The following is a 22842-nucleotide window of genomic DNA, read 5'->3' on the forward strand; positions in this document are numbered from 1 at the left end:
CGTTTCTTATCAGTATAGCGTTTTTTAGGCGGAGTCGGCCAATCACCTATGGATAGATGTCCTCATATGATGGTGTATTCTCGCCTGCGTCCGCAAGGCGGCCCTTCGCGGGCCGTTCGAGGGCGGATTGCGAGCACGTTGGAAGGAGCCGTCCACATGCCTACCCCAAAGGTCGACGTCCAGGTCGTAAGCTCCGGTATAATGGCCGACGACGTCCTGATGCTGGGGGATTCGGTGATGAAGGCAGCCAAAATCCCGGCCCAGCAGCAGCTTATCCTGCAGTTCGGTTCCTTTCGCCAATCGGTCACCGTGATCCCCGTATCTCGATACGACGGGCTGCGCGTCGGGCACGCCCTGGCCAGGCGCATAGGACTCGCCTCAGGCACGCCGCTGCGCCTTCAGTACCGCTCGGGTTCCCGCACGCTGTCGCTCGGTCCGGTCATCGGGGTGCTGGTCAGCCGGGATTATCCGACGCAGCCCGACAAGCCGTTCGGCAGCATTACGATGTTCTGCCGGGAGCTGGTGGACGCGTGCCGCAGCCAAGGCGCGTTCGTCTACTTCTTCACGCCCGGTGGCATCGGTTCGCGGAGCGGCGGCGTAGAGGGCTGGGTCTATCAAGGCGGCTGGCATCAGGCCGTCCTGCCGGCGCCGGATGTCGTGAACAACCGGCTGACCTCGCGCAAGCTCGAGAACAAATCCAGCGTCCAGCAATTTCTGATCGACATCAAACAGCGGTACGGCGCCCAAGTGTTCAACGAGAAGTTCCTGGACAAATCCGAAGTGTTCGATGCGCTCAAAGGCGACACTGCAGTGCTGCGTTATTTGCCTGAATCCCATTCGCTGCAAAGTTACACGACGCTAAAGAGCATGTGCGCCAGGTACGCGTCCGTCTTTCTCAAACCTGTGCGCGGCAGTCTCGGCAAAGGCATCATCCGGCTTAGCCGCGCGAGCCAGGAGGGCTGGACGGCTTCGTTCACGACCCCCATGGGCACGCGCAAGCAATCGTATCCGAATTTGGTAAAAGTATTTTCGACGATCAGCGGCAAGATGAAAACCGTTCGGTACTTGATTCAGCAAGGCCTTACGCTTATCGAGATCGGCGGCCGGCCAGTCGACTTCCGCGCGCTGACGCAAAAAAATGCTTCTGGGAAATGGGTCGTCACGTCCATCGTCGGCAGAATCGCGGGCAGTCAGCATTACGTTTCCAATCTTGCCCGCGGCGGCACGTTGTCCACGGTGAAGGAGGCGGTCGCCAGGTCGAACATGGCGCCAGGCGCCCGCAAGGACGTTTCGGCGCGGCTGCACAAGGCTGCCCTTGATATTTCCAGGGGCGTCGACGAGCGCATCCCCGCCCACTTCGGCGAGCTCGGCGTCGATCTGGCGCTCGATACGTCGGGACGGGTATGGCTGCTGGAAGTGAATTCGAAGCCTTCCAAGAACGACAATACGCCACTAAACGAGGGGAAAATCCGCCCGTCCGTGCGGATGATGATTCAATATGCCCGTTACCTTGCAGGCTTCTGACGACGAAGGACGAGGCGCGCGCCGCACGGCGGATCACTTCCGGCGCGTCCGCATGCGGAGCGAAGGATCTGCGAACGGGGGCGAGCTGCGCCCGATCGGCATTTTGGTCTGCGAACGCAGCGAATATACGCACGGGGGGGCGGCTGCGCCGTTCGCCGAAGCGGACTTCATCCGGCGTCTGATGGCCGCCGCTCCCCGGCATGCGCTCGTCGCTTATGCCTTCGATCCCGCGACCTGGGACAGCAGCACGAACGCGGTCGCCGGCTGGCGCTATACGGACGGCAGTTGGCGGCGGGAGACCGTAGAGGCTCCAGCGCTGCTCTACGACCGTCTATGGCCGGACAGCCGCGAGTCTCGGGAACGCAGCCTTACAGCTCTGCGCACGATGCGCGATCGAGGCGGCTTCAGGCTGCTGAACGGCAGCCTGCCCGGCAAGACCGCCGTGCTCCGCACGTTGTCCCGCTGCGCCGAGATTCGCCCGCTGCTGCCCCCTTCTGCCGCCTACCGGGGCGTCGCGTCGCTCGTCGCCTGGGTCGGGGCGAGGGGAGGCTCCGCATTTCTCAAGCCCTCCGGAGGCTCGCAAGGAAAAGGCGCGCTCGCGATTGCCGAGACATCCGGCGGCAGTTGGACGCTGAGCGGCAGGGACGCCTCCGGAGCCTTGGTGCGTGCGCGCAGGTTTCCGCGCCGCGAAGCGCTGCAAGAGGTTCGCAACTGGGTCGGTCACCGCCCCTACCTGATGCAGCCGCTGCTGGCGCTTCGCGGCGCGGACGGCGAGCCCTTCGACCTGCGCGCGCTCATGCAAAAAGACGGCGGCGGCGGCTGGGTCATGACCGGAATCGCGGTCAGGACGGGCGCGCCCGAATCCGTGACGGCCAATCTTCACGGCGGAGGCGTCGCCCGTCCGCCCGCCCCGTATCTCGCCGAATTGTTCGGCGAACGGACGGCCGGCCGGCTGCTCGAACGACTGCGCGAGGCTTCGGGCAGCATCGTTGCCCGGCTCGAGCAAATGTACGGCCGCTTCGCCGAGCTCGGCCTCGACTACGGCATCGACCGCGGAGGCCGGGTCTGGTTTCTCGAAGCGAACACGAAGCCCGGACGCGCATCCATGGCGGAGGCCGGAGACGCGGCGATGTCGGATGCGATCAACAACCCGTTGGCCTATGCGCGTTACATCCTGCTTGTATCATCTGGGAGGGTATGTCATGAGTTTGACCTTGTGCAACGTTCACTTCACGCAGCAGGCGGAGAAGGTCGTGTGGCTGTCCAGCCCGCTCGCCAAAATGCTGAAAATTGACGGCCGCAAAACGATCAACGTAAAGCTCGGCCGGGATGTCGTGCCCGCCGCCCTGAAGACCGTAAAGCGCAAGGGGCACCACGTTTTCCTGTCCGCCGGACTGCGGCGCTCCGTCCGCGTCCCCAAGTCGGGCAACGTCTACCTGGCCGACGCGAACGGCGACGAGATCCAGCTCGGACCGCTGATCGGCGTTCTGACCGACGGCAACCGCTCGCAGGTCGCGCCCTTCGGTTCCCGGACCGGATTCGTCAAGCAGTTGCTCGCGATCGGTCAGAAAAAAGCTTATTTCTTCGCGTTTACGCCCAAGGATATCAACTGGCAGCAGGAAACGGTGCACGGCTGGTTTCTTGACGGCGGCGGCGGCTGGGTGCGCCGCGTCGTGCCGCTGCCCGACGTCGTTTACAACCGGCTTCCGAGCCGACGCGCGGAGACCGGCAGCTATATTACCTCGCTGCGGGAAAAGTTCGTCCGCAGGCGCATTCCGATTTTTAACTGGACCTTCTTCAACAAGTCCGACGTGTACAGCCTGCTGGACAACGATCCGGAGGCGCTCGCCCATCTCCCTGAATCGATCAATAATCCGACTTCCGAGAAAATCAAAGAGCTGCTCGAGAAGCATCACTTCCTATATTACAAGCCGACAGGCGGCAGTCTCGGGATGGGCATCTACAGGCTGACGTACCATCCGAAGCGGGGCTACTTCGTTCGCTACCGGAGAGGCACGAGCAACGTCCTGCTGCGGTTTACCAGCTTTGCGAGCCTGATCCGCATGCTGAGAGCCCGTCACGGCGCGCGTCTGTCCGGCTATGTCGTGCAGCAGGGAATAAGGCTGATCGAGATCGACCACTGCCCGATCGACTTCCGCTTCCACATGCACAAAAACGGCGAAAACCGTTGGGTCGTAGCCGGCATCGGCGCGAAAAAAGCGGGCCGCGGCAGCGTCACGACTCACGTTAAAAACGGCGGACAGCTGATGACGCCCGAACAGGCGCTGAGCCGGACATTCGGGGACCGCTCGTCCGAGGTGCTGCAAAATGCCAAGGATGCGGCCGTCAAGCTGTCCGAAGCGATCGAGCGCAACTATTCGCATACGCTCGGCGAGCTCGGTTTGGATATCGGCATCGATAAGGACGGGGACATCTGGATGTTCGAGGCGAACGCGAAGCCGGGCCGTTCGATCTTCAAGCACCCCGCACTCAAAGAGCAGGGTAAAGCCTCGCTTCAATATATTCTGGATCACTGTCTGTATCTCAGCAAATTCCGCAGGAAGGATGAGTCCTGATGCTACGACCAGCCGGAGCAGAACCGGGCGTGCTTGCCGTGGCGCCCGGAAGCGCGAACGTGCAGGCGCAGGAGAAGCCCGTCCTTGCGATCTTGACGATCGACGACGACCTGCAGCTGTTCAGAGGCAACCGACAGAACTTCGCCGACCTGCTGAAGACCGGCGAGGACCAAGGCTTCCTGACTTACGTCGTGACCGTCCGGAATCTGAAGCTCACCGCGCCCCGCGTGCTCGGCTTCACATACAACGCGTCGAAGGATCTTTGGCTCAAATCCTGGTTTCCGCGCCCTACTGTCGTGTACAATCGCATACCGCTGCGCGAGGACGAGAGACTGCCCTGGGTGCGCAAGAAGCTGGCCCGCATCGCCAGCCAGCCTGACATGGCGTTTTTCAACCGGCGCTTCTTCAATAAATGGTCGTTGTTCAAATGGCTAAGCCAATATAAGACGACGCGCGGCTTCGTCCCCGAGACGAAGCGGCTGACCGAGCAGACGGTGCTGTCCGGCATGCTGAAGCGCCATCCGCTCGTGTATCTCAAGCCGGTCATGGGCAAGGCCGGCGTCGGAATCATGACGGTCAGGATCTCGCCGGAAAAAAACCTCCCGTACCGCTTGCAGGTGCAGGACGAAAAAGGCAGCAACACGTACCATTGCTCGACGTTGAACCGGCTCTGGCTGCGGGTGCGCGCCAATACGAAATCCCAATCCGAGCCGTATATCGCCCAGCAAGGCATCGCGCTTGCGAAGGTGAACGGCCGTCCCTTCGACCTGCGCGCGCTCGTGCAGAAAAACGCGGACGGCGCCTGGGAGCTGACCGGCATCGGCGCCAGGATGGCCGGCTCGTCGAGCATCACGACGCATGTGCCGCGCGGCGGCTCGATCGAAGACCCGGAGCGGCTGCTCGCCGCGGTGTTCGGCCCTGAAAAGGCGCAGCAGGTATTCACGAAGGTCCGTCAAACCGTGCTTGTGCTGGCGGCGCGGATCGAACGCTCCTCGCTCAGCCGTCTGTTCGAAATGTCCATGGACCTGGGGGTCGACGAGGACGGACATCTGTGGTTTTTCGAAGCGAACTCGAAGCCGATGAAATTCGACGAGCCGCATATTCGCAAAAAGTCGCTCGAGCGCATTTTCCAATACGGCCAATACATTCATCGGCGGCGCAATCCAGAGCGAAGGTAAATCCGTTTACTGACAGTAAAGCCGTTACGCTTGCCCATGCGGCAGATTCCGGACCGAGGTGACGAACGTGGCGGCGCAGCCGACGCTTGGCATATTGACGCTGTATTTGAACGACCGCAAGATGCTGGAGGAAAAATCCGTCTATGCGCGTATGACCGCGATCGGGCGCAAGCTCGGCCTCTCCGTATTCGTCTTCACGCCGGACGACGTCGACGAGGCGGGCGACCGCATCTTCGCGATGTTCTACAGCACGGATTCCCGGACATGGGAGCGCAAATGGGTCCGATTCCCGCAGCTGATCTACGACCGCTGCCGCATCCAGCGCAGCCCGAGATTCCAGCGCTTGCTCGCCTTCAGGCGGAAATACGGCCACCTGACGTTCCTGAACCGTCCGCTACGCAACAAGTGGACCGTTCACCGGACGCTGGGCAAAGTGGCCGCCTTCGAGCCTCACCTGCCTTCGACCCGGTTCTACGACTCGCCGGAAGACGTGCAGGCGATGCTCCGGAAGCATTCGCTCGTGTACGTGAAGCCGATCAACGGCACGGGCGGCCGCGGCATTCTGCGCGTGGAGCGGATGAAGGACGGCACTTACGCCGTTCAAGGCCGCGACCACGCCCGGCGCATCGTGACGCCGCGGCGGGTGTCCAAAGAGCAGCTCGCCGCCGTGCTGCGGACATGGGATAAGCACGGCGACCGGTATATCGCGCAGCAGGGACTGCATATCCGTCTGCCCAGCGGACGCGTGCACGATTACCGGATGCTCGTGCAAAAAAACGGCGAAGGCGATTGGACGGTGACCGGCTGTGCCGGCCGCGTCGGTCCGCCCCGCAGCATCACGAGCAATCTGCACGGCGGCGGCAGAGCCGTGCCAATGAATACGCTGCTGCGCGAATGGATCGGCAGCGAGGAGCGGATCGGACAGATCCGCAAGACCGCCGAGACGCTTGGCATCGGCGTGGCGCGGCATCTCGAGCGCACGTACGGCGCGCTGTGCGAGCTCGCGCTCGATCTTGCGATCGACCGCGAGGGCCGCGTCTGGCTGCTCGAGGTCAATCCGAAGCCCGCGCGCGAGGTCTTCATGCAGGCCGGCGAGTCAGACGTGTACCGGACGGCGCTGTCGCGCCCGCTCGAGTACGCGGTGTGGCTCCACCGTCAGCGACGGCTCGCGCGTACAGGTAAAAGCCGCTTGCCGGCCAGCGCCGGCGCGGGCAGCGCGGGAGCCGGTGCTGCCGGGGCGCCAGGCACCGGCGGCGGATTGCCCGCGAGCGGCGGCTTCGCTGCGGAGACCGCCGGTAGCGGCGGCGGCAGCATGGGCGGTTTAGGCGGCGGGCCGCTCTTCTGAGCGAGCTGTCTCGCGGCCGAACCCATTGCCCCATCCCTTTCTCCACAGTAGGCAATCGCACCCGTCGGCGTCCTTTTCTGCCCATCGCCTTCTCTACAGAAGGCGATCTCACCCAACGCTGCCCCATTCCGCCCATCGCCTTCTCCACAGAAGGCGATCGCACCCGTCGGCGTCCTTTTCTGCCCATCGCCTTCTCTACAGAAGGCGATCTCACCCGAAGGCGTCCATTTCCCCTCATCGCCTTCTCTACAGAAGGCGATCGCACCTAACGCTGCCCCATTCCGCCCATCGCCTTCTATACAGTAGGCGGTGCCTCAGCAACCATCGACAAAAAAAGAGTAAGCTCCTTGGAGCCTACTCTTTTTTGTTAGCCTTGGTCCAGCTTCAGCGCAACAGTTCCAACAGTTCGGAAAAGCTCGCGATCCGCACGTCCGCTTCGTCCAGGTCGCCCTCGCGTCGGAATCCGGCATAATCGCAGCCGACCGTGAACAAGCCGTTGCCTTTGCCCGCTTCGAAGTCCGAATGACGATCGCCGACCATCCAGGCCGACTTCGCTCCGCTCTGCTCGAACAGAAGGCGCACGAGCTCAACCTTGGAGCGCGTGGCGTATTCGCCGGCGCTGTAAATGCCTTCGAACAGATCGCCGATGCCTCTCAGCCGTGGCACTTCTTTGACGTAGGCTTCCAGTCCGTTGCCGGCCACGAACAGCCGCACGCCGCGCGACTTGAGCTCGCCCAGCACTTCCGGCACGCCTTCGTACGATTCGCCCCGCCCGCTCTCCGGCTCTCCCAGCTCGTACTGCAAACAAATGGCTGGCGTCTTCTACTCACGCCGGCTCACCAGCCATTTATTAATAAACGAGCGCCTCCGCGAGTTGCATTCGATACAGGTTGCCGTCGCTCGGATTCTGTCGCAGACTCGTCCCTTCGATTTTCACATATCGGGCCGTCTGAGCGGTGAAAACAAAAGACTGCGCGACTCCGCTGCTTGGTTTGGGATACGCCGTACGGGTTACGACCGTCGTCCAGTTCGTCCCGTCCGCCGACACCTGGATCGTGAAGTCGACCGGGAAGCCGTATCCTGCGTTCGTCCCATCCGAGCGCGGGTACAAATTCACCGTCGTGATCGGCTGCGCCATCCCCAAGTCCAAGGTAACGGATTCCGTATGGTTGGTGCCGACGTTATTGCTGCTGGTCCATCCGTACGAACCGGCCGTGCTCGTCAGATTGCCGTCCGTCAATCTCGATATGCCCCAGCTCGCATCCTCGACAGAGCTGGTCGCACTGACGCCGGCAGCCGCGAGCAGGCTGGCTTCGGCGAATTGCATGCGATACAAGTTGCCGTCGTTCGGATTCTGCCGCAGGCTCGTTCCTTCAATCTTGACGTATCGGACCGCTTGGGGAGCAAACGTAAAGCTTTGCGCCGCATTGCCCGGCAACGCATAACCTGTCTTGGCAACGACGGTTGTCCAAGACGTTCCGTTCGTCGATACCTGGATCGTAAAGTTGACCGGGAAGCCGTATCCCGTGTTCGCACCGTCGTTTCTCGGATACAGATCGATTCTGGCGAGCGATTTGACGCTGCCCATGTCCACGGTGAGCGCTTCCGTATGATTCACCGACAGCGACGAATTGCTGGACCAGCCCATGGAGCCGGCGACCGAATTGGGGTTGCCATCCACGACGTCCTGAACGCCCCAGTTCGCATCTTCCACCGAGCTCGTTGCGGTTGCTGTCTTGTTGACATACTTCGTATCGACATTATAGCTCGCCGTCAACTTCGATCCCGCGCTGTTCGCGATGCCTATCCCCCCCGCACCCGCTCCGCCCACGATTTTGGCCGCCGTGATCGACGCGCCTACATTAAACGACGTATACGGCGAAGGGTACGTCAGATTGGTGCCGTAAAAATTTGACGTGCCGCCGTTCAATTGGAATTTGATATCTTCCGGCGAAGCGGTGAATTGATACGCATTGAGCGTGCCGCCGTTCATATTGACCATCGTGCCGTGATCGGCATACCGGTATCCGAACACATTCAGCGTGCCTGCGAATGCCGAACCGGTAATCAGTCCGGTCTGCGTCCCCCCGAAATCGACCAGGTTGATCGTGCCGCCGGCATCGACCCGCGCAGTAGGCGAAGCATCCGTTTGGCACGTAATGCATGTGAAGTTATTCGTCGTGCCTCCGTTATTGACGAACCGCAGTCCCGCTGCTTGCGCGTCGACCCCCGTATCCGGCAGGTATACGCTCAGCTGCAGCGCGGTAATGTTGGAGGTATTCCCGAACAACCAGGGAGATGCGGTGCTGGCGAGCGACAAATTGTTCCGAAAGGTGTTGTTGGGGAAAGCGAGCGCCGGTCGAACCGTTGCTGACATACGTTCCGATGTTCCTGACATTGCCGGACACGCCTGACAACTCGAAGTTGTCGGATCGAACGCTCGCCAGGTCGATGCCGTTCCACGAATTGACAAGCCTGACGTCGCGAATCCAGATGTTGTTGCCGTTCCCCTTGATCGAATACGGATAGGTCGTCGATCTGCTCGTTCCCATCTCGGGATAATACACCATGATCCCGCGCAAGCCGCTCGCGGCGTTCAGCGTGATGAACGGCGTACCGCCCGGATTGTTTTTGTTCGCGTAGGAAAACAAGGTCGAGCCTCGGTTGTCGCCCATCGAAGCGGCTTCCGCCACGCCTCTGAGCTCCACGCCGGTCGGGATCGTCAGCTGGCCTTTTACCATCCAGTAGCCGGCGGGCACGAAGACCGTGCCTCCGCCCGCGGAGGAGGCCGCATTCAGCGCATTTTGAATGGCCGTCGTATTGTCGGTGCTCGCGTTGGCGATGCCGCTGACCGCGCCGTACGTCGTGATGTTATAGAAATTGTTCGAGTTGGCCGGTTTTCGTTCCTTCAGCATCGCATAGCTTGTGGCGACTGCCGGAAGGTCCGGAATGCCGAGCGGCGTATGATCGATATAAATTTGCGGCGTCGGCGCATATACGATCGAAGGCGATCCTGTAAAAGCATTGCCGAGAATCGAAGCGGATTTCACCCTGTTGTCCAAATAAATGTGCGTGCCTCCGGCGTTGAAGGATGACGCCTCGATCAGCGCGCTTCCCTGCACGACTTTAACAGCCGAATCGGTCCAGCCGTTGAACGTCATTTTCATGAGATTCAAGGTTTCCGAGGCGGACTCGAAGTAGACACTGTTGGTCGGCGTTCCGCCGATCGTAATCCCTTGAATGAGCACTTGGCCGACCTGTGTCATTTTAATACCGTACGTATTCGAACCCGGAAGGACGTTGATCGTCCCGCCCACCAGCGAGTTCCCCGCGTTAAGGCCGCCGGCGTAATGATAATACACGCCTGTGTTGACATTATTAAGCGTTACGTTGGTTATTTGTGCCCAGCGGTTCGCGCTTTCGATGCCAACATTGGCGTCATCGACCCGGATATCGTACAGATTGATGCCGTCGATATGACCGTCAAGCACGACACCCGTCAGATTCGCGCGCGTATACGATTGCAGGATCGTCTGGTTAGCCCCTGAGCTTGGCGCGCCCGCCAGCCCCGAATTGATCCAATATTTGGTCGATACATGCACACTTTCCGTATTTCCAAAGTTCCAGTCGTTCTTCTGGTGCACGCCCTTGTTCAAGGCCGTCATCATGACGTTCCTGATCAACGGCTCCTGAGAATAACCGGCGGTGCCCGTCGCGATGCCTTGATACGCGTTATAGATCGTTACATTGACGACGGCGAAGCCATGATGAAAATCGTCCTCCGTGTCGAAAGTGCCGTCCGCGATCGTAACAGGATAGCTTGAAGGGCTGGAGAAGCTTTGGTTCGGGTACCAAATGCTCAAGTTTTTAACCGTTGCGTTCGAAGCGACTTTGATGAAAGGGGCGCCGCCCGGATTGTTCTGGTTCGCCGTCGTTTCAAGGATCGTCCCTTGTGCCGCCTCGTTGCCCGCGATATCGGGATTTCTCCATTCGCCGCGCAGCGTAACCTTTCTCTTCAGGATGAGCGTGCCGTTCAACCGCCAATGGCCAGCGGGTACGTATACGATCCCGCCGCCATTCGCGTAGGCTTCATCGATTGCTTGTTGAAACGCCGTCGTATTATCGATCGACGCGTTGTTCGGGACGGCACCGAAGTCCGTCACTTTCTCGGTATAAACGACGACATCGTCCTGCGGCAAGGTAGGGCTCGTTGCAATTCCAGGCGAATACGCGGCCCAAGTCACGTTCGAAAACAAGCACACGCCGATAACCAGCACGGCGAACATCATGGCGCTCAAGATCGTCTTTTTTACATGGCTTATCACGAATAATTCTCTCCTTCGAGTCAATTTTTTTTGCCTTTTGCAAGGCCGGTTCCAATGGGCCCCGTCTCTTCGTACGCCTTCATTCCCTCATGATGGTAAGAGGGCGAAACGCTTGAAAGAACGCTTTCAAAATATGCGTCAAGCGACCCCGCCCATTTCGTTTTCATTATAAACGCGACGGATTCTCGGAACATTCAACAAGTTCTACGTGATTCGCTGCACTTTTTTTACATGCCCAGCTTGCTTCCGACGTTTTGCTTGCGATATTCGGAAGGCGTCAGTCCGAAATGCTCCTTGAACTTCCTCATGAAATAGGTGACGTTTTCGTACCCCGTCAATATGGCGATATCCCCGATCTTCAGTTCTTCGTCGCTTGCAAGCAGATTCGCGGCCGCGGTCATCCGGATCTCGCTCAAGTATTCGTTAAAAGTCCGGCCCGCTTCTTGTTTGAACAAGCGGGACAAATACGCCGGATTCATATAAAAGGACTCCGCGACGGAATAAAGCGTGATCTCTTCGACAAAATGAGCGTGAAGGAACCCGATCACATCGGAGATCGCTTTGCGGGAGCCGGTCTTGCGCTTGTCGGCGATCGCGCCGGCGATTCTCTGCAAGCTGTCTTGCAGCCACGCCTTCATCTGCCGAAGGGAGTCCAGCCGCTGCCAGAGCAGGTCAGACAAGTTGCGTTGTCCCAGCAGTTCTTCCAGCTGAATGCCGTATTTGGCAAGCAGCTTCCGTACGCCTACCATCAGCTCCAGCAGCGTCTGCCGGATGCCGTCCGGGCGGCCTATCCCGTTTGAAGCCCAATCCGAGAAGAAATCTTCGATCCATGCCTCGATCTGCGCCGTATAGCCGTTCTCGAGATAATACAGCACCGCCTTTTCCTTGTCCTCCGGAAAGACGTAGCTATCGTTGCGGCCGCTGACCTCGCGTGCAACCAAAACCGGGCCGGCGCCGAAAAAACCGACGCTGCCGAGCGCCTCCATCGCTTGCTTGTAGGAATAATGGACGTCGCTCAGCAGTGAGACAGGTCCGCCGACGCCCGCCTTCGCCCGAATGCCGATCGTATCGTCTAAAGCCGCCGCGATTTCCATAAGCTTGTCGCGAACCGCCATCGTCAAGTTTTCCTCGTTCTCGTTATCCGTTCCCTTTATCAGAACGACCAACTCGTTCTTGCCATAGAAACGAAAGACGTGCCAGCCCGCTTCTTTTTGGAGCATTTCGCTGACGATATTGAGCAGCACGAAGCCGGTCAGATCCGCATCGTTGCCGTAACGTCTCTCGGACACCGCCTGGAAGTTATCCGCCTTAAGCGCCGACACAGCCAGGCATTCCCAGTCTGCCTTTACGCCGTGCTTCGCCATGGCATAACGGATTTCAGGCATGCCGCCGGCCGTACCCGTGACAAGACGGGTCAGAAATTTTTCCAGCGGGATCGTGCCGATCTCGTTCAACTGCCTGTTCATCCGGTTCACTTCGTCTCTGCGAGCTCCGGCTTCAAGCAGCTTCAACGCCGCTTTGCTCATCGTATCCCGCAGCCGGTCCTCGTCGATGGGCTTAAGCAAGTAATCGAACGCCCGATGCCCGATCGCCTTCCTTGCATATTCAAATTCGGCATAGCCGCTCAGCAGAACGACAAAAATATCCGGAAATTCCGCATCGACATGCGCCAGCAGGCGAATCCCGTCCATGACCGGCATCCGAATGTCGGAGATGACGATATCCGGCTGCGACGAGCGGATCGCTTCGAGCGCCGATTGGCCGTTGCGCGCCTCGCCGCAGATCGTCATCCCGAGCGCGGCCCAATCGATGCTTTCCCGTATGCTGATTCGGGTCCATTCCTCGTCATCCACGATCAAGACTTTGAGCATTAGACGGACTCCCCCTTATTCGCCGTGAGCGGCATGTCAATCCGGACTCTTGTCCACTCGTTTTTTACGCTGTCGATCGCCAGTCCGTGTTCCGGGCCGTAAAGCATCTGAATCCGCTTGTGAATGTTGGCCAGACCGATGGAGTTCGACTTCGTATCGGCAGACGGGCGATCCAGCGAATCCGCTTCGTCCAGCCGCGCGATGACCTGCGCAAGACGCTCCCTGTCCATGCCTACGCCGCTGTCTAGAACTTCGAATCGAAGGCGGTTACCTACCGTCTTGCAGGAGACGACGACACGTCCCCCCTCTTCCTTGGGCTCCAGCCCGTGAACGATCGCATTTTCTACGACCGGCTGCAGAACGAGCTTTAGCGTCTCACAGGCGAATGTGTCCTCGTCGATCATCAGTTCATAATCGAAATAACCGCGGAACCGCGTTTTTTGAATGTCCATGTAGCAGACGACGTTCTCTATTTCTTCGCGTACCGGTACGATCGCGCGGTCCAGGCTGATGCTGTAACGAAGCATCTTGGCCAAATTTTTGGAAACCGTGTGAATTTCCGGCGTTTTGTACAGCATCGCCATGCCGCTTAGGATCTGAAGCGTATTGTAGATGAAATGCGGATTAATCTGCGACTGCAAATATTTGAATTCCGCTTCCCGCTTGGCGAGCGTCGCTTCATACTTCTCCAAGATCAGCTCCTTAATTGTGCTCGTCATCTTGTTGAAGCTAAAAACCAGATTGCCGAACTCGTCGTTGGAGGACACTTCGAGGCGGTAATCGAAGTTGCCTTGCTTAATCTGCGCCATACCGGCCTTGAGCTCCTGAAGGGGCCGATACAGCTTTCTGGAAAGCAAGTAGGCCAGCAGCGCCGTCAGCGCCAGAGCGGTTATGCCGAGCGGGATGTCGAAAAGCAAGAGTCGATTGCCGAATCGGTTCATCTCCGCGTAAGGGGTCAGCGTTACGGTTTTCCACCCTACAGATTCAATCGTGCTAAAAGAGACGAAGTAGCTTTTCCCTTCCGTCGTCAACGTCCGATCGCCGGATTTCAGAGACGTTAATTTACGAACGGCTTGCTCGTCCAGACCGATGCTTGCCCCGCCTTCATAGACGACTTTTCCATCGCGGTCCAGCAGCAGTACACCCGTGGCGGAATCAAGTCCGCCCTTGGCGACAATGCTGTCGATGGCTTCCATGGACAGATCGATCAGAATAATCCCGTTCGTCGTATCCATGTTTTGCGATAATCCCCGAAGCACGCGGGAAAAGGAAACGACTTTCTGATTATATTGGAGCTGAAACGGATCGTGAGGAGCGAAGATGACCGTTCTGCCGCCCGCGTAGACCGTCTCCCTGTACCAATCCTCGCTTACCGGCGAATAATCCGGGATGTTCCTCCCATAGGCGGCATATGAGAACTGCTTTTCGGGAGACACATAGATATAGATGCTGTTGAAGTCCTTTCGCAAGTTCATGAGCCGTTGAAAAAAACTCTCCATTACCTGCAGGGCGTTCAGCTGGTCTTTAAGACTTGCGTAGCCCGGCGTGGTCAAGATCTGCTTCAGGCTGAGCGGCGGATTGTGATCGGCTTCCGAATAGATCGACATGATGATGCGATCGATCTGGTCCAGATTATCCTCAAACCCCGTATTGATGTTGCTGACCAGTCGAGCCGTCGAATCGATCGCCTGTTCGCGGAAAATCGTGCGGGAGTAAAAATAGGAAGAAACGCTGGACAGCGTCAATACGATGACAAGAATCGTCAATATGCCGTAAAACAGTTTGTAGAATAAGCTCATGTTGTCAGCGAAGGACGTCCTGGTCATCCTGATTCCTCCAGCACGATGAATTATCGCAAGTGTACTACGCCCTCGATTCGCAAGTCTATTCCTGGATACCGAAAATTCGGCGCCTCGTTCGGACGCCGAATGGAAGCTAGCCGATATGGGGAACTATGTCTCAGCCTTTGACCGCTCCGGCCGTAATTCCGCTAATAATAAATCGCTGCGCGAACAAATAGACCGCGAGCATCGGCAGCACGATCAAGCACACGCCGGCGAAGATAAGCGACCAATCGTTGAAGTACATGCCCTGGAAGGCGGACAGTTGCACGGTGATCGTCATCTTGGCACTGTTGGAAAGATAAAGCATCGGCATCAGGAAGTCGTTCCACACCGTGAACAGGTCGAGTACCGTAATCGTGGTGACGGCCGGCTTGAGAAGCGGAAGAATAATGCGAAAGAACGTCATATAAATCCCGCTTCCGTCCACGTAAGCCGCCTCGTCCAGCTCGCGGGGCACGGATCGGATGAATCCGCTGAGCAGAAATACGGAAAACGGCGCCAGCATGCCGAAATAGACGAATACAACGCCTTGGTACGCGTTGATAAGATGCCAGCGTAAGAGCAGCTTGTAAAGCGGAATCATCGCCATCTGAAACGGAATGATAATGCCGGCAAGGAAAAGATAGTAGATCGAGCCGTAAAACCGGTTGTTGCGCCGGGCGATCGCGTAAGAAGCCATCGCGGCCATAAGAACGACGCCGACAATGGCGATGCCGCCGATCAGCGCCGTGTTGGCGAACGAGCGGAAATAGTGCATCGTCCGGAAAGCCGTTTCAAAAGAATCGAAAGACATCGCCGACGGCCACCCGAACGGATTGTCGACAAGCTCCGTTTTGGTCTTGACCGCCGACAGAAATACGAGTGCGATCGGGTAAACAAAGCCTATTGAAACAACCCATAATGCAAACATGCCGAGCAAGCCGCCAAGACGAGGAAATGTTCGCTGCGTCACATTTCCACCTCTCTCTTGCGCAAATAAGACACCATCATGAGCGTAATGAGCAGAATGCAGACGAACAACGTCACGGACAGCGCGGAGCCGTAGCCCCACCTTATGCCGTTCCCGAAGCCGAGTTGATAAATCATCGTGGCCACGGACTCCGTCGCGTAGCCGGGACCTCCGCCCGTGAGCGCGTAAATTTGATTGAATAGCTGGAGGTTGCCGATGAGGCATAACACGATATTAATCGTGAATGCGGGCGCGATCAGCGGAAACGTAATGTGCCAAAACTTTCGAAAGCCCACGGCGCCGTCCAGACTGCCCGATTCGTACAGATCGCTTGGCACTCCTTGCAAGCCCGCAATGTAAATAACCATCGAATAGCCGAGGCACTGCCAGATCGTGACGGAGATAATCATCCATCGCGCCGTACCGGGATCGCTTAGCCAGCTCAGCTTCAGCTGTCCCAAGTGCGCAGCGTCGAGCAACTGATTCAACGCGCCGATGTTCGGCTCCAAGATAAATCCCCACACATAACCGATAAGAAGCGTGCTGAAAATATAAGGCATGAAGATTAACATGCGCATAACCGTTACCCCGCGAAAAGCCTTGGAGAGAACAAGCGCGGCAGCCAGACCGAGCACATTTTGGATGACGGTGATCATGACGGTGTAGAGCGCCGTATTCTTAAAAGATTCCCGAATCATGCGATCCGAGAACAACTCCTTGTAATTGTCGAATCCGATAAAACGGCTGCTAACGCCGTCCCAATCCGTGAGTGAATAATAAGAGGAGCTGAGCGTCGGCAGCAGAAAAAAAACGAGATAGAACGCCAGTGCCGGCAGAACGAAAACGAACCAACGGAGCTCGAATTTCCATCGCCTGTTCCGTTTTAGCATCAATACGATTCCCTTCTTTCTAACAACAACGGCCGGCGCTTCGCAAGCCGCCGACCGCGGTTATTGACTGCTCGCGCTTCGTTTATTTCCCAAGCGCTTTGGCGTTCGCCGCGTCGTAATCGGCGATGAACTGCTCCGGCGTCGTTCCTTTGGCGATCAGGTTCTGGAGGGACTTGTCCATGCTGAACGCGGTGCCGCTAGGCTGATAGTAGCCATTGCCTCCCCACCAATCCGACTGGACGTCCGCAGCTGCCATAGCCGCCTGCACTTCCTTGACGAAGGGATCGGTCACCTGGACTTTCGTATTGGTCGGAATGCCTTTCAGATCGTTGATGACGAGCGTTTGGTTCTCGGCGCTAAGATAGGCGTTAAGCGCCTCTTTCGCTTTTTCCAAGTGCTTGGATTTTGCGTTGATCAGAATGCCTTCGTCGGCGGATGTCGGCAGAATCGTCTTTTCTCCCACTGCGTTTAACGGGAGCGCGAAAAATCCGATCTCCGCATCGGGATTCGAAGCCTGCACCGCGCCCAACTGCCACGTGCCGTTAATCAGCATGGCCGCTTTGCCCGTGCCGACCATCTGGCTGGCGACGTTAATGTCCGTGCCAAGAATGTCCTTCTGGAAGAACCCTTTGTCGATCCAATCCAATTGAACGTTAAGCGCTTTGAGCACGTCTTCCTTGATATCGGCATACTTCAACGTGCCGTCCGCCAACTGCGCCTTGGCCTCCGGATGCTTGGCGTTTACGTACTGGCCGAACGCGATGAAGGGGATGATCTGGGTCGTCCACGAGTCTTTGAAGCCCGCGGCGATCGGCGTCACGCCTGCGCTGTTCAGCTTCTCGCATGCGGCGATAAATTCATCCAGCGTCGTCGGAATTGCGATGCCGTTGTCCGCAAACGTCTTTTTGTTGTAAAGCACGCCCAGCGCGTTCGTCGAGACCGGCACGTAATAGAGCTTTCCGGCCTCATTCGACTTGCGATCTTGTATAACCGAAGGGACAAAGTCGGCAATCGCCGGCAGATCGGACAGATCGACAAACTGGTCGGGATCGATCGTCAGCTTCTCGCTCAGATTCAACTTCCTGTCGATACCGTGCGTCTTCACCAGATCAGGCAAGTCGGTTGCGGCATACTTCGTTTTTAACGTCACATTATATTGATCGGTGGGGACATTCTGCATATCGATCGTGATTTGCATGTTGTCTTTCAGAGAGGCGATCCAGGCGTCCGTGGAGACGGTCCGATCGGAGTAATCCCAGGTCAGGTATCGCAGCGTTACCGGATCCTTATTCACTTCGGCCGACTGGCTCGCGCTGGCGCTCTCCTGCGCCGTCGTTTCCACCGCGCCGGTTGTCCCTTGCGCCCCGTTATCGTTCGTATTTCCGCCGCAAGCGGTCGCCAGCATCGCGGCCATCGTCAGCGGCAGCCCCGCTGTCGCCCATTTTCTCCTATTCATCTCTTGCGCCTCCCCAGTGGTCGAATCGTTGTCGTTGCCTCAATTGAATTATAGCGAGTTGCGGCAGCCGCAACATTCAACTAATTTGACGAAAACGGCTGCACATCTTTTACTTTTTCAAAATCGTTCTGCTTGTATGTTTTTAAAGCAAAAAAACGGGGCTATCTCTTCAGGTCGATTTAAGACCCTTTGAGACAGCCCCTTTTTTGTTATCCTCGGTCCAGCTTCAGCGCAACAGTTCCAACAGCTCGGAAAAGCTCGCGATCCGCACGTCCGCTTCGTCCAGCTCGCCCTCGCGCCTGAAACCGGCATAATCGCAGCCGACCGTGAACAGGCCGTTGCCTTTGCCCGCTTCGACGTCCGAATGACGATCGCCGACCATCCAAGCCGACTTCGCTCCGCTCTGCTCGAGCAGCAGGCGTACGAGATCAACCTTGGAGCTCGTGGCGTATTCGCCGGCGCTGTAGAAGCCTTCGAACAGATCGCCGATGCCCCTTAACCGAGGCACTTCTTTGACGTAGTCTTCCAGTCCGTTGCTGGCCACGAACAGCCGCACGCCGCGCGACTTGAGCTCGCCTAGCACTTCCGGCACGCCTTCGTACAATTCGCCCCGCCCGTTCTCCAGCTCCTCCAGCTCGTACTGCAGGAGCAATTCATTCGCGCGGTCCTGCGCAGCCTGCGAGCCGTCAGGCATGACCTTCTGCCAGATATGCGCCAGCAGCATGCCCAGCGAGCCTAGCAATCGCTCGACAGGCGGCTCCGGCGCTATGTACAAACCTTCCTCGCGCAAGGTGGCGAAGACGCGGCGATGCACTTCCTTGAGCAGCGTTTCGGTGCGAAACAGCGTTCCGTCCAAATCGAACAGCATGGCTTCCGGTAAATCGTACGGTTTCATAGTCGACTCCTCGGTTTTTCATCCATCATACCGGAGCCCGGCGGAAGTGGCAATATCGATCCACCGGCAAAGCTAATTTGAATTTCGTTCGCCGGCCGGATTCCGAAGTCGCCTTTTTTTCGCATGCCAGAACTTAATCCATAGCTCCCGTTCCTCGTCTCGATACAATCGGATCCCGAGCAGCTTAAGCGGCGTCCATACTTCATGAAAGTAGTAGTAGGGCAATGTATGTCCCATCCTTTACAAGATTTTCAAAAGCAATGATTCTATCATACCATCTCCAAATGACAAACGGATGACAAAAGCATCAAGACTATAGAACTATTACCAATAAATCAAGATTAGTTCGAAGCTTGATTTAATTTCGTAAAAAAAAGCCATCCCGCAGTCATTCTCATGACTGTAGGAATAGCTCTTCGTTCATTACCTATAGAAACGCGGACGAGACGAATACTTCGGAAAATCGTTATTGAACCCAGATTCCGCCGTCGATAATCTGAGCAGTACCGGTGATGTAGGAGGATTCGTCGCTAGCGAGGAATACCACGAGATTCGTCACGTCCTCCGGTTGACCGAAGCGCTTGATCGGAACCGCGTTCGCAACCGCTTGCTTCGCTTCTTCCGTCGTGAACGTATCTCTCCCTGGCCGTTGCCGGCCCCCGTAATGAGAGCAACCTTCCCTGTCAGACGTCCCATAAAATAAGCTCCTCCTCGTCGCGTATTCGCCGCTTGATCAGCGCTTTTATCAAAACCGTTGCTCAACTATATTAAATTCGATGCAGTCTTTCGAACGTTCTATGCCCACTACCATGACAAGAACGAGATGATCGAGGATCTATTTCACGATGCGGTCGACGGCTTTACTCACGCCCTTAGGGAACCGTACAAAGATGTCCGGAGAGTCGCACTGGACGGCATCGTCCCTTCAACGAAGCTGATTTTTGAACTCATCGAAAGCAATAAGATTTATTTAAGACCCTCTCTCATCCGTCATACTCGGAAAAAATCACTGCGATGGTCATCGCGAAACCGTAGCGCTTGAAGCGACTGCCCGCAATGAACATAAATAATCCCCTTAGGGCCATTTTCGCCTAAGGGGATTTGCTTTTAAGTACCTTATGGACGGATTGCTCGATAGACCTTCTTTTGCTCCCGATCCGCCTTGAATTAGACATTGCTCGGTATAAGGCCAAGCCCATTGTCGGGGCCGATAAAAAACAGGAAGGCTGGAATAAGCCCATTTTGCTAAAAATAGTTCTTTGTCTAGCGGATAGCAGGCTATTCGTCCATGCCTAAAAAATAAACGCACGTACACTGAACAATCTTAATGGGGAGGTGTCGTGATGAGTTGTCCCGATGTAAAAAAACGGTGCAAAAAGAAAACCGTAACGGTGTGTCCTCCGAAAAAGAAAAAAAAGAAACATCACGTTCGAGTAGCCAAAAAAATCGCTTGTAAAAGGTGTCCTCCGCCTGAAGGACGCGTATTGCTTCAAGGACTTGCGGAAGCCATCACGGAAATGGGACCTCAAGGACTTGCTGGAGCGCTAGGGCCGCAGGGAGCAGCAGGAATAGTTGGAGCGATCGGCGCTCTTGGACCTCAAGGAATTGCTGGAGCGCTGGGACCACAAGGTATTGCAGGGCTTGTAGGCGCGATTGGCGAGCTCGGACCCCAAGGATTCGCAGGGGCATTGGGGCCGCAAGGAGCAGCAGGAATTATTGGGGCAATTGGCGCTCTCGGGCCGCAAGGAATCGCAGGAGCGCTCGGACCACAGGGCATCGCAGGACTCGCGGGAGCCATCGGCGCAGCTGGATTAACAGGACCGGCAGGACCATCAGGAGCGGCTGGACCGGCGGGACCGGCAGGGCCGGCTGGAGCAGTAGGACCGGCAGGGCCAGCTGGAGCAGTAGGACCGGCAGGGCCTGCAGGAGCAGTAGGACCGGCAGGACCGGCAGGATCGGTTTTAGGATTTGCAGATTTTTTTGCCTTAATGCCGCCTGATAATGCAGCAACAGTCGCTCCTAATACGGATGTAAGTTTTCCGCAAGATGGTCCCGTCAGCGGGACTCAGATTACCCGCATTAATGCCAGCTCATTTAACTTGGCTGCGATTGGCACTTATCAGGTATTGTTTCAGGTGAATGTAAACGAAGCCGGTCAACTGCTATTAACACTAAACGGTGCAGATCTGGCCTATACGGTAGTCGGACGTGCGACAGGAACTTCTCAAATCGTAGGAATGGCACTTGTACAAACCACCGTCATTAATTCTGTTCTCACGGTTCGAAATCCGGCAGGCAACTCCACGGCACTCACCATGACTCCGTTAGCTGGAGGAACGAGGCCCGACTCCGCACACCTTGTTATTATGCAGATCGCATAAATGGAAAAATGCATCAATTAAACAGCGGCAGTCTCGGACTTTTTCTTCAGTCCATGACTCCGCTTTTTTTTGCATGCGCTCCTCATGAAAATGCTCGGCGCCCGGTAGATTAATCTTGGTAGATGAAGATTCCCTCTGTCGTTTCAGGGGCGACATTTGCCTGTACCTTGAGAAGTCCGGTCCATGATCCCTTCGCGGGGTTCAAAGCGGAACTGCCGTTTTTTCACATACAAAACCTTTCTCCATATCTATCGAGGCCTGCGTCCCGATAAAGTTAACTTAGATGAAGACGCAGGTCCGGTAACCACTCACAATGGCCACCGATCCTGCGCCAGACCTTGAATTCAATACACCTTCTTCTGGTCCCGATCCGCTTTAATGATCTCGACCGCCTCGCGGAACCGCAGCGAGTGAATGATCTCCCGCTCGCGAAGGAACTTCAGGCTGTCCTGGATATCGACGTCATCCGTCATATCGATGAGCCATTGATAGGTCGCCCTCGCTTTTTCCTCTGCGGCGATATCCTCATACAAGTCGGCGATCGGATCGCCCTTCGCCTGTATGTAGGTCGCCGTCCACGGTACGCCGCCGGCATTTTCGTAGAATAGGGCGCTGTCGTGGTTGGCGAAGTGAGGCCCCAGTCCCGCCGCCTCAAGCTGCTCGACCGAAGCGTCCTTTGTCAGCTTGTAAATCATAGTAGCAATCATTTCCAGATGGGCAAACTCTTCCGTGCCGATGTCGGTCAACAGTCCGATGACTTTGTCGGGAATCGTGTAACGCTGATTGAGGTAACGAAGCGCGGCCGAGAGCTCCCCGTCGGCGCCGCCGTATTGCTCGGACAAGTAGCGCGCCATCCGGATGTCGCATTTGCCGACTTTGACGGGATACTGCAGCTTCTTTTCATAAACCCACATATCGCGCCCCCTCTTCTACACTTGCCACGGCCACGGCGTGTCGATCCACTGCCAGGGATAACGGCTGAAGCTGTTGCCGAACCCCATCTGCGGTCCGTACTTTTGCTCGAACGAAGCCATTAGCTGCTTGCGAATCTGAGCGAGCTGGTTGAATTGCTGTAGCGCCTGCATGTCCGCGGGATGCGTATCGAGGAACAAATTCAGCTCCACCAGCGCGAAGTCGACCTTCTGGATCTCCAGCAAGTCCTGCTTGTAAGCCTCCCCGCCTCGCTGCGGCGCATGCTGCGCATAGCCGTTTTCGCCGTTCATGTGCGCGACTTCTTCTCTGTCGGCCACGCCCATCAGCCTCCTTTCCGGTTGCAGCGCGACGTATACGGACTATACAGCGCGGGCCACAGCGTGCCTTTGAACAGGGCTTCGTCGAGCGGAAATTGGGGCAAATTAGACGGTTGGAAGTAAATATACTGATTGGGCGGCACGATATACCTCTTAACCGGCACGGGCGGACACGGATCGTCGGGGCTGGCGTAGGGGTACCACTCCCGCCATTGGTTGTCGTACACGCAGATTCCTCCTTAGGCATAGACCGTACGGCGTTCTGCTCTAGCCTATGCGCCCAGGCGCCAGGTTCGAACGACAAGATCGGATAAATTTAGACAGGCTTGTCTACAAAAAAAGCCACCGCGCAATAAAG

18 protein-coding genes and 1 pseudogene are annotated in these 22842 nt (G+C 57.1%); 6 read left to right on the top strand and 13 right to left on the bottom strand.

What is annotated here, in order from left to right:
• Positions 1-156 precede the first annotated feature (156 nt).
• The 5 genes from ACFSR7_RS11265 (at position 157) to ACFSR7_RS11285 (ending at position 6623) form a co-directional block, all read left to right on the top strand.
• Positions 157-1524: a YheC/YheD family endospore coat-associated protein gene (locus tag ACFSR7_RS11265; RefSeq protein WP_378161487.1), complete on the top strand. Its 1368-nt coding sequence runs from the start codon at positions 157-159 to the stop codon at positions 1522-1524.
• Entirely contained in the window at positions 1499-2818 is a 1320-nt protein-coding gene (locus tag ACFSR7_RS11270; protein ID WP_378161489.1) for a YheC/YheD family endospore coat-associated protein, read from the top strand. Before ACFSR7_RS11265 ends, ACFSR7_RS11270 begins: the two co-directional genes overlap by 26 nt.
• The gene (locus ACFSR7_RS11275; RefSeq protein WP_378161491.1) at positions 2727-4100 is read left to right on the top strand and encodes a YheC/YheD family endospore coat-associated protein; all 1374 of its coding nucleotides are present in this window, start codon (positions 2727-2729) and stop codon (positions 4098-4100) included. Before ACFSR7_RS11270 ends, ACFSR7_RS11275 begins: the two co-directional genes overlap by 92 nt.
• On the top strand, positions 4100-5278 hold the full coding sequence (locus ACFSR7_RS11280; RefSeq protein ID WP_378161493.1) for a YheC/YheD family endospore coat-associated protein: 1179 nt from the start codon (positions 4100-4102) through the stop codon (positions 5276-5278). The genes ACFSR7_RS11275 and ACFSR7_RS11280 overlap by 1 nt, the downstream gene beginning before the upstream one ends.
• Positions 5279-5345: 67 nt before the next feature.
• Entirely contained in the window at positions 5346-6623 is a 1278-nt protein-coding gene (locus ACFSR7_RS11285; protein ID WP_378161495.1) for a YheC/YheD family endospore coat-associated protein, read from the top strand.
• A gap of 384 nt (positions 6624-7007) precedes the next feature.
• Here the strand turns inward: ACFSR7_RS11285 and ACFSR7_RS11290 are convergent, their stop codons facing one another.
• The 10 genes and pseudogenes from ACFSR7_RS11290 to ACFSR7_RS11335 all read right to left on the bottom strand — a co-directional run.
• Positions 7008-7427, bottom strand: coding sequence for an HAD family hydrolase (locus ACFSR7_RS11290; protein WP_378161497.1), 420 nt, complete (start codon positions 7425-7427; stop codon positions 7008-7010).
• Between the two features lie 46 nt (positions 7428-7473).
• Positions 7474-8913 (bottom strand): discoidin domain-containing protein, encoded by a 1440-nt coding sequence (locus ACFSR7_RS11295; protein WP_378161499.1) that lies wholly within the window; start codon positions 8911-8913, stop codon positions 7474-7476.
• Positions 8813-10948, bottom strand: coding sequence for a glycosyl hydrolase family 28-related protein (locus ACFSR7_RS11300; RefSeq protein WP_378161501.1), 2136 nt, complete (start codon positions 10946-10948; stop codon positions 8813-8815). The genes ACFSR7_RS11295 and ACFSR7_RS11300 overlap by 101 nt, the downstream gene beginning before the upstream one ends.
• Before the next feature lie 227 nt (positions 10949-11175).
• Positions 11176-12819 carry a response regulator transcription factor gene (locus ACFSR7_RS11305; protein WP_378161503.1) on the bottom strand — a complete coding sequence of 548 codons (1644 nt, stop codon included), beginning with the start codon at positions 12817-12819 and terminating at the stop codon, positions 11176-11178.
• The gene (locus tag ACFSR7_RS11310) at positions 12819-14645 is read right to left on the bottom strand and encodes a cache domain-containing sensor histidine kinase (protein ID WP_378161505.1); all 1827 of its coding nucleotides are present in this window, start codon (positions 14643-14645) and stop codon (positions 12819-12821) included. Before ACFSR7_RS11310 ends, ACFSR7_RS11305 begins: the two co-directional genes overlap by 1 nt.
• 133 nt (positions 14646-14778) lie before the next feature.
• Positions 14779-15615, bottom strand: coding sequence for a carbohydrate ABC transporter permease (locus tag ACFSR7_RS11315; protein ID WP_378161507.1), 837 nt, complete (start codon positions 15613-15615; stop codon positions 14779-14781).
• Positions 15612-16502: a carbohydrate ABC transporter permease gene (locus ACFSR7_RS11320; protein WP_378161509.1), complete on the bottom strand. Its 891-nt coding sequence runs from the start codon at positions 16500-16502 to the stop codon at positions 15612-15614. Before ACFSR7_RS11320 ends, ACFSR7_RS11315 begins: the two co-directional genes overlap by 4 nt.
• A gap of 82 nt (positions 16503-16584) precedes the next feature.
• Complete coding sequence (locus ACFSR7_RS11325; protein WP_378161511.1) at positions 16585-17958, bottom strand: ABC transporter substrate-binding protein; 1374 nt, start codon at positions 17956-17958, stop codon at positions 16585-16587.
• A gap of 226 nt (positions 17959-18184) precedes the next feature.
• Positions 18185-18853, bottom strand: a complete 669-nt coding sequence (locus ACFSR7_RS11330) for an HAD family hydrolase (RefSeq protein ID WP_378161513.1) — start codon at positions 18851-18853, stop codon at positions 18185-18187.
• A gap of 466 nt (positions 18854-19319) precedes the next feature.
• Positions 19320-19466 (bottom strand): annotated as a pseudogene (locus ACFSR7_RS11335) (SDR family oxidoreductase); the annotation flags it as partial.
• 730 nt (positions 19467-20196) lie between these two features.
• On the opposite strand from ACFSR7_RS11335, the gene ACFSR7_RS11340 reads away from it, so the two are divergent.
• Complete coding sequence (locus tag ACFSR7_RS11340) at positions 20197-21234, top strand: collagen-like protein (protein ID WP_378161514.1); 1038 nt, start codon at positions 20197-20199, stop codon at positions 21232-21234.
• Between the two features lie 344 nt (positions 21235-21578).
• On the opposite strand, the gene ACFSR7_RS11345 is transcribed toward ACFSR7_RS11340, so the two are convergent.
• The 3 genes from ACFSR7_RS11345 to ACFSR7_RS11355 are packed head-to-tail and all read right to left on the bottom strand — an operon-like array spanning position 21579 to position 22711.
• Positions 21579-22148 (bottom strand): manganese catalase family protein, encoded by a 570-nt coding sequence (locus tag ACFSR7_RS11345; protein WP_378161516.1) that lies wholly within the window; start codon positions 22146-22148, stop codon positions 21579-21581.
• Between the two features lie 15 nt (positions 22149-22163).
• On the bottom strand, positions 22164-22457 hold the full coding sequence (locus ACFSR7_RS11350) for a spore coat protein CotJB (protein WP_378161903.1): 294 nt from the start codon (positions 22455-22457) through the stop codon (positions 22164-22166).
• A gap of 32 nt (positions 22458-22489) precedes the next feature.
• Entirely contained in the window at positions 22490-22711 is a 222-nt protein-coding gene (locus tag ACFSR7_RS11355) for a spore coat associated protein CotJA (protein WP_378161518.1), read from the bottom strand.
• Positions 22712-22842 lie beyond the last annotated feature (131 nt).

The organism is Cohnella sp. GCM10020058 (assembly GCF_042683485.1).
Taxonomy (GTDB): Bacteria; Bacillota; Bacilli; order Paenibacillales; family Paenibacillaceae; genus Cohnella.

Coding starts and splice junctions, on each gene's coding strand:
- ACFSR7_RS11350 (WP_378161903.1), bottom strand. CDS start 22,457: ATGAACGGCGAAAACGGCTATGCGCAGCATGCGCCGCAGCGAGGCGGG.
- ACFSR7_RS11325 (WP_378161511.1), bottom strand. CDS start 17,958: ATGAATAGGAGAAAATGGGCGACAGCGGGGCTGCCGCTGACGATGGCC.
- ACFSR7_RS11330 (WP_378161513.1), bottom strand. CDS start 18,853: ATGAAACCGTACGATTTACCGGAAGCCATGCTGTTCGATTTGGACGGA.
- ACFSR7_RS11340 (WP_378161514.1), top strand. CDS start 20,197: ATGAGTTGTCCCGATGTAAAAAAACGGTGCAAAAAGAAAACCGTAACG.
- ACFSR7_RS11305 (WP_378161503.1), bottom strand. CDS start 12,819: ATGCTCAAAGTCTTGATCGTGGATGACGAGGAATGGACCCGAATCAGC.
- ACFSR7_RS11275 (WP_378161491.1), top strand. CDS start 2,727: ATGAGTTTGACCTTGTGCAACGTTCACTTCACGCAGCAGGCGGAGAAG.
- ACFSR7_RS11310 (WP_378161505.1), bottom strand. CDS start 14,645: ATGACCAGGACGTCCTTCGCTGACAACATGAGCTTATTCTACAAACTG.
- ACFSR7_RS11265 (WP_378161487.1), top strand. CDS start 157: ATGCCTACCCCAAAGGTCGACGTCCAGGTCGTAAGCTCCGGTATAATG.
- ACFSR7_RS11270 (WP_378161489.1), top strand. CDS start 1,499: ATGCCCGTTACCTTGCAGGCTTCTGACGACGAAGGACGAGGCGCGCGC.
- ACFSR7_RS11280 (WP_378161493.1), top strand. CDS start 4,100: ATGCTACGACCAGCCGGAGCAGAACCGGGCGTGCTTGCCGTGGCGCCC.
- ACFSR7_RS11320 (WP_378161509.1), bottom strand. CDS start 16,502: ATGCTAAAACGGAACAGGCGATGGAAATTCGAGCTCCGTTGGTTCGTT.
- ACFSR7_RS11345 (WP_378161516.1), bottom strand. CDS start 22,148: ATGTGGGTTTATGAAAAGAAGCTGCAGTATCCCGTCAAAGTCGGCAAA.